A 1957-nucleotide genomic window follows, 5' to 3' on the forward strand; every position below is an offset into this window, starting at 1 on the left:
TGTTAGCGCCGATGTAAAACTGACCCACCCGCCGAAGTAAACCTGACCCACCTGGGAGAGGATGGCGGCTTTTTGCCGCCAATGCTGACTCAGGAGCAAGCAGTGGAAATCAAGGTATTGGCAAGACGGGGGGCGGCGGTGCGTGAGATAGCGCGGCAAACAGGCTTGTCGCGCAACACGGTGCGCCGCTATCTGCGCGATGGTCTGGCAGCCCGTTACAAGCAACGCGAGCCACGCCCGACGAAGCTCGACCCGTTCAAGAACTATCTGCTCGAGCGTGTGGACGCCGCACGACCACACTGGATTCCAGCGACAGTGCTGCTGCGGGAGGTGCAGGAAGCCGGCTACGAAGGCGGTATCAGCCAGCTCAAGGCATTCCTGGCACCGTACAAGCGTGCTGAGCCCGAGCCGGTGGTGCGGTTCGAGACGCCGCCGGGCAAGCAGATGCAGGCCGACTTCACGGTCATCCGTCGTGGCCGCGCACCGCTACTGGCGCTGGTCGCGACGCTCGGATACAGCCGTGCGAGCTTCGTGCGCTTCACCGCCGGCGAGGACGCCGCGACGTTGTGCGAGTGCCTGCGCGAAGCGTTCGCCTACTTCGGCGGCACGCCTGAGCAGGTGCTGTTCGATAACGCGAAGTCCGTAGTTATCGAACGTGATGCGTTCGGCGAAGGCGAGCATCGGTGGAACACGCAGTTGCTGGCTGTGGCCGAGACCTATGGCTTCACGCCGAAGGTCTGCCAGCCCTATCGGGCGAAGACCAAGGGGAAGGTCGAACGCTTTAACCGCTATCTGAAGGAGAGCTTTGTGGTGCCGCTCGCCGCCACGCTCAAGCAGTCGGGGCTGAAGCTGGATGTTGAAGCTGCCAATGCGCGCATCGGACGGTGGCTCGCAGAAGTCGCCAATGTGCGCGTGCACGCCACCACGCGCGAGCGACCGGCCGCGAGGCTGGCACTCGAGCAGGCAGCGCTGTTGCCGTTGCCCACGTCAACATCGGTGTCAGGCCCTGCGCCCTCGAAGCTGCGCCGGGTGCTGCCGCGCGAGAGCCTTCAGCATCCTCTGGCGGTGTATGACGCCCTGCTGGAGGTCGCCGCATGAATCTCCAGCACGAACGGATTGCCGGCCTGTGCACGCAGTTGAAGCTCGACCGTATCGCCAGCGACTGGGGAGCGCTCGCACAGCACTCTGCAACGACCGATGCGAGCCTCGCCGACTTCATGGAGCAACTGCTGCAGTCAGAACTCGCGGCGCGCGAGGAACGTAAGCGCCAGACACTCACGAAGCTCGCCTCGCTGCCCGGCGTCAAGACACTGGAGCAATACGACTTTGGCTTCGCCAGCGGTGCGCCACGGGCTCAGATACAGGAGTTGGCAAGCCTGGCGTTCATCGAGCGAGCAGAGAACGTCGTGTTACTCGGCCCCTCCGGAGTCGGCAAGACACACATCGCCAGTGCACTGGCCTATCGGGCGACTCAGGCGGGCATCAAGACACGCTTCATCACGGCTGCGGACCTGATGATGCAACTGGCGACGGCGCGGCAGCAGAACCGCCTGCGAGAGTTCTTCAATCGGGCAGTCATCGGGCCACGGCTGCTCGTCATCGACGAAATCGGCTATCTGCCGTTCGGGAGGGACGAAGCGAACCTGTTCTTCAATGTCATCGCCAAACGCTACGAACGCGGTTCCATCGTCTTGACGAGCAATCTGCCCTTCACGCAATGGGCCACGGCGTTTGCTGATGACCAGACGCTCACGGCCGCCATGCTCGACCGACTCTTGCATCACGCCCATATCGTGCAAATCAGTGGCGAGAGCTACCGGCTGAAGGACAAGCGAAAAGCTGGACAAACAGGAACGCGGGCAAGCGCGAAAGCGGCCGCGTGACACAGGACCCGGGTGGGTCAGATTTACTTCGGCGAATCGCCGAAAAGTGGGGCAGTTTCTAATCGGCGTTGACA

The 1957-nt window shown here is 62.9% G+C and carries 2 protein-coding genes; both read left to right on the plus strand.

Going from position 1 to position 1957, the window contains the following annotated elements; all coding sequences use genetic code 11:
- The first annotated feature begins 81 nt into the window (after window positions 1-81).
- Window positions 82-1098: an IS21 family transposase gene (istA, locus tag U4Y90_RS35875; protein ID WP_321801873.1), complete on the plus strand. Its 1017-nt coding sequence runs from the start codon at window positions 82-84 to the stop codon at window positions 1096-1098.
- A complete protein-coding gene (istB, locus tag U4Y90_RS35880) occupies window positions 1095-1883 on the plus strand; it encodes an IS21-like element ISRso19 family helper ATPase IstB (protein WP_321801874.1) in 789 nt (262 codons plus the stop codon). Before istA ends, istB begins: the two co-directional genes overlap by 4 nt.
- The last annotated feature ends 74 nt before the right edge of the window (window positions 1884-1957 follow it).

The organism is Caballeronia sp. J97 (assembly GCF_905220305.1).
Lineage (GTDB): Bacteria > Pseudomonadota > Gammaproteobacteria > Burkholderiales > Burkholderiaceae > Caballeronia.